A 4,317-nucleotide genomic window follows, 5' to 3' on the forward strand; every position below is an offset into this window, starting at 1 on the left:
AACACCCGACGCCGGCACTCCCGCCTCGGCCAGCGGTCCCCGATCGCCTACGAGAACGACTTCCAACCAGCAGCAACTACCCTGACTCAAGCCGCATAGACGTGTTCAAACTCCGGGGTCAAGGCCCAACCCTTAGCTGATCGAGCCTCCGGTTGTCTTGTTGTTGCCGTTTCTGGGCCGTTTGTTCGGCCGGTAGCTGGGGCCGTTCATGATGACCTGGTGGCTGGTGTTGATGAGCCGGTCCAGGAGTGACTCGGCGACGACGGGGTTGGGGAAGAGCGGATATCAGTCGCTCGGGGCCCTGTTGCTGGTGATGATCAGGGATCTTCCTTGCCGTTCGCTGACCAGTTCGTAGAGGGCGTCGGCCTGGGGGGCGGTCAGCTGCCGCATGGCGAAGTCGTCGAGGATGAGCACGTCGGGACGTACGAGTTCTCGCAGGCGTCTGTCCCAGGTGCGGTCGGCGTGTCCGCCGGCGAGGTCGGCCAGAATCCGGCTGGTCTTGGCAAACCGCGCGTGGGCGCCCTGGCGGATGGCGAGGTGGTCCAGGGCCTGGGCTATGTGGGTCTTGCCGACGCCGACGGGGCCGAAGAGGATGACCGGCTCGCCGGCCTGCCATCGCAGGGCCGCGAGGTCACGGATTTGGACCGCAGGCGGCTTCGGCGAGGCCGAGAAGTCGAACTCTTCCAGGGTGGCCTGCTGCTCGAACTTTGCCCGGTGCAGGCGCCGTTGGAAGACGACGGTCTCCCGGCGGGTGATCTCGTCCTGGCAGATGATCTGCAGGAACTCCAGGTGGCCGAGCTCGCCGCCATGGGCCTGGGGCAAACGGGCGTCGAGAGTCTCGAGCATGCCGGAGAGCTTGAGCGATTTGAGCGAGTCCCGCAGGGTGTCCATGATGGTCATCAGGCGACTCCTTCGCCTTCGCGGCGGCCCTGGTCGTCGTGGTGGTCCTCCGCCGCGGCAGGGGTCGCGGCGGTCGCGAAGAGCCGCTTGGGCCCGTGCAGGAACGCGGCGATACCCGCGTCAGCGCTGGTCTCCGGCTCGGGGCCGGTCTCGGTGCCGGCGATCAGGATGCCTTTGACTGTGCGGTAGGACGGGTCCCCGACCACGAGGGACTTCGCGCAGGCCGCTTCCAGCCGCGTCTCGCCGTACTTCTTGCGGAGACCGATAATCCCCTGGGCGGCGCGAAGCCGATAGAGCGCGTTGACCTCCAGCAGCTGGCCAATAACCTCGCTGCATGCCCCGCCGACCTCGGCGGTCTGGGTGCGGCACCAGACCGGCGTCCGCATATGGAAGGCGATCTTCTCCGGCCGATAATCGTTTTTGCCGGTCCGCTTTCCCTGTTCCAGGGCAGCGTGGATCTTGACCAGTTCGCCGTCGTAAAAGATGTGCACCATGGCGGTGGTGGAGCGGATATCGACGTCCTTGCCGATCAGTTTCCAGGGCACCGAGGGTGCGGCCCGCCTTGACGTGGATGTCCGGCCCGACGGCTGCGGAGGACAACCTCGCCAGCACGAACGGAGTTCTGGGCAGAGGCAGCAGAGCCTTGGGCCTCGACCGCTTCGAAGACCGACAGCGGGGCGGCCCCGCCCAGCGAACGGCACTGCCGTCGGCCCACCACTTTCATGCACCACCCGATGACCTGGGCCTGCACGTGCTCGACGGAGACAAACTCCCGACCGCACCAGTACGAGTCACACCTCGGGCCGATGCTCGCGCTCCAGCCCCGCAAACGGTTCACCAAAGACACCGTGCTCATCGTGGACGGCACGCTGGTCCCCACCCGCGACCACACCGTGGCCGGGCAGTCCAAGAACTACCAGTACTCCACCGCCCACCAGGTCGTCATCGACGCGGACACCCGCCTCGTGGTGGTGGCCGGCCGGCCGCTGCCGGGCAACCGCCGCGACTCCCGCGGCCGGGAGGAGCCCGGCGCCAAAACCGCCGTCGGCAACACCACCACGATCACCGACGGCGGCTACCAGGGCACCGGACTGGTCATCCCGCACCGAAAAGCGAAGGGCAAGGCGAACTCCCCGACTGGAAGGAGGAACACAACCGGTCCCACAAGCAGGTCCGAGCACGCGTCGAGCACGTCTCCGCCCGCATGAAGACCTGGAAACGTTAGTGCGCATGGGTGGATAACCCTCGGATCTGTTGACCTGTGACGGCATATGACTCAATAATCTTTGCAAGAATTATAGATATAGCACACCTCTTGAGGTAAATCTGACTGACGCACGCCCCGTCGCTGAATTCACCCTCCAGCAAAACAATCTAAACCGCATTAAGTCGACATTTCATTTAGGAGATAAATTAATGAACATTCGAAAGATTTTCTTGACTCTTGGGGTAACCGCTCTATCGGTTATGGCACTCAGCGGTCCAGCCCAAGCTCATCAAAGTGACGGGTGTTGGAACCCGTGTCACAGCTACAGGTGCGAATGGAACTCGACACCAAATATGGAGCTGGATGTGAATGTGAACAGCTCGGTGTACATCCATAAAGGTGGATGGGACCGTGATTGGGCCCCCGACTGTTGGGACTACTGCCAGTAGAGGCGCTATTCTGTTTCCGGTTGTTCAGTTAGCGAAAATTGCAACGAAACCCCGTGCCGGGATTGCAATACGCGACCCCACGCCCCAAGAGTTTATACTTTGACGGTCAATCAGGGTTAACTCGCGCCGCTCGAGAGGGTTAGCTCACGAAGACCGGAAGGTGAATATTAATGTCATTCAATGCATTATCTACCGAAGAGACTAGAATTGATGACCACTCAGGCGCACCTGAACACGATGCGATTGACCCCTTAGGCGCTGCAGAAGACTCACCTAACGATGGAGTTCTGGTTAAGCCAAAAGATAGATCACTGTCAGGCGATACCATACCGTCCGTACTGGCGATTTCATCTTTAGCTCTTTCGTTTATTTCGCTATCCGGTGCATGGGCGGCCGACTTTGTGCTGCAGCGCCAAGAACTTATCGGCAGAATGCAGGGAAATTCTGCGTCGGTGAGTGATCAGATCGAATCAATTTACGCCACGCCATGGCATGCCGCAGCGACACTGAACGGGATCCTCGCACTATTAGGGATTTTGACGGGATTTTCACTAAAATTATTCAAAAATCCACACCCCTGGAAGAAAAACATTGCCGCAGGAGGGGTGGCCTTGGGGTTACTCGCACTTTCGGTGGCCGTCGGTATATTCTTTGATCTATTCACGGAAATCCCGATTCCTGCAGAGTGAGAGTTTTGACTTAGCTCTGGCAAGTAGCTCTTGAATGAGTCTCCTTTAGCCTGTCCCGAGGGAGCGGCAACCACCTCGTGCTCGTGATTGGTACTACGCATTGTCACAGGTCAGCAGCTTGCGGCGGTCCTTCTTCCGTTAAGTCACTGACCTGTGGCAGGCACCGAATCCTTTGGCCTGCGGTTCTCCGTCTCGGCACAGTAGTACCAAGCCGTGGCATTCAACAACTTGACGTGGTGCAGAACTTCAATGCGGCCGTCCTGTTTTCGATGGTCGCCCAGCCCCGGTTCGGCAACAAGGTTCACCGCCCAGCCCGGCGTTGAGGCAGCTGCGATCGCCAATTGCCGCTCAGGCCAAGTAGCCGGCGGTGGTGGTTCTTTCCCCGGTGTCATGTGCAGTCCCATCTCATCCCTGACGCTTTTGTTGCTGGGCTTGCTTTCGTTCGCGGGATATTTTCGATGGTCCGGTCACATCCTTGACGAAGCATGGGTGAGATGGCCGAAGTCGCATGCGACCCGTCTGCGACTGAGCGGCACCCGCGCGGGCCTGCTCCATGACGGCTGCGCGAACCCTGGTCGGCCGGACACCTGCTCGGACCGATGCTCGATGTGTACGCAGCCAAGGCTGCTTCCCTGACCGCTGCCGAGGTGGGGGCCGCCGCGTAAGCAGAACTGTGCGAGAGAGCCAGCTGTACCGTGACTGACGCCCGAACATGAAGGGACGGGACCGCCGGGTGTACGTGCGAGCCATCGAGGACCAGGACCTCGCAGAGTGCCTGATCGAGCACGACCGCTGTGTCCGCGCGCAGCTCGCCCGCATCGCCGCTGAGCGCGAGATCAGCCTCGATGACCTGCTGGGGCGGCTGTACACCGTGTTCGCGGCCGAACAGGTTCTCGCCCTGGCATCTGAGGGCTCGGAGGAGCTGGCTTCGGCGCCTGCCCTGCGGGGGGGTGCCCTTATGGGTTTGGTCAAGCCGGGATGGCTGGGCGTGATTCGTAGAAGGTGCCGTCTCTGAGCATGGCGAAGAGGACGTCGACGCGTCGTCTGGCGAGGCAGAGGATGGCCTGGGTGT

The 4,317-nt window shown here is 61.3% G+C and carries 4 protein-coding genes and 2 pseudogenes; 3 read left to right on the forward strand and 3 right to left on the reverse strand.

Translation table 11 applies throughout. From position 1 onward, the window contains the following. Positions 1-132: 132 nt before the first annotated feature. Positions 133-900: pseudogene (gene istB, locus LUZ64_RS36355) on the reverse strand (IS21-like element helper ATPase IstB). Then, on the reverse strand, positions 900-1,445 hold the full coding sequence (locus tag LUZ64_RS36360) for a hypothetical protein (RefSeq protein WP_232390644.1): 546 nt from the start codon (positions 1,443-1,445) through the stop codon (positions 900-902). The pseudogene istB and the gene LUZ64_RS36360 overlap by 1 nt, the downstream one beginning before the upstream one ends. A 249-nt stretch (positions 1,446-1,694) precedes the next feature. On the opposite strand from LUZ64_RS36360, the pseudogene LUZ64_RS36365 reads away from it, so the two are divergent. Beyond that, positions 1,695-2,119 (forward strand): annotated as a pseudogene (locus tag LUZ64_RS36365) (transposase); the annotation flags it as partial. Between the two features lie 607 nt (positions 2,120-2,726). Further along, positions 2,727-3,245, forward strand: coding sequence for a hypothetical protein (locus LUZ64_RS36370; protein WP_143593048.1), 519 nt, complete (start codon positions 2,727-2,729; stop codon positions 3,243-3,245). 143 nt (positions 3,246-3,388) lie between these two features. On the opposite strand, the gene LUZ64_RS36375 is transcribed toward LUZ64_RS36370, so the two are convergent. Further along, positions 3,389-3,649 (reverse strand): hypothetical protein, encoded by a 261-nt coding sequence (locus tag LUZ64_RS36375; RefSeq protein ID WP_143593049.1) that lies wholly within the window; start codon positions 3,647-3,649, stop codon positions 3,389-3,391. A 335-nt stretch (positions 3,650-3,984) separates the two neighbouring features. On the opposite strand from LUZ64_RS36375, the gene LUZ64_RS36380 reads away from it, so the two are divergent. Beyond that, positions 3,985-4,260 (forward strand): hypothetical protein, encoded by a 276-nt coding sequence (locus LUZ64_RS36380; protein ID WP_170116690.1) that lies wholly within the window; start codon positions 3,985-3,987, stop codon positions 4,258-4,260. Positions 4,261-4,317 lie beyond the last annotated feature (57 nt).

The sequence above is a fragment of the Streptomyces albireticuli genome (assembly GCF_021228125.1).
Taxonomy (GTDB): Bacteria; Actinomycetota; Actinomycetes; order Streptomycetales; family Streptomycetaceae; genus Streptomyces; species Streptomyces albireticuli.

What these genes read in the sequence shown, in the direction of transcription:
- LUZ64_RS36370 (WP_143593048.1), top strand. Translation starts at nt 2,727, where the DNA reads ATGTCATTCAATGCATTATCTACCGAAGAGACTAGAATTGATGACCAC.
- LUZ64_RS36375 (WP_143593049.1), bottom strand. Translation starts at nt 3,649, where the DNA reads ATGGGACTGCACATGACACCGGGGAAAGAACCACCACCGCCGGCTACT.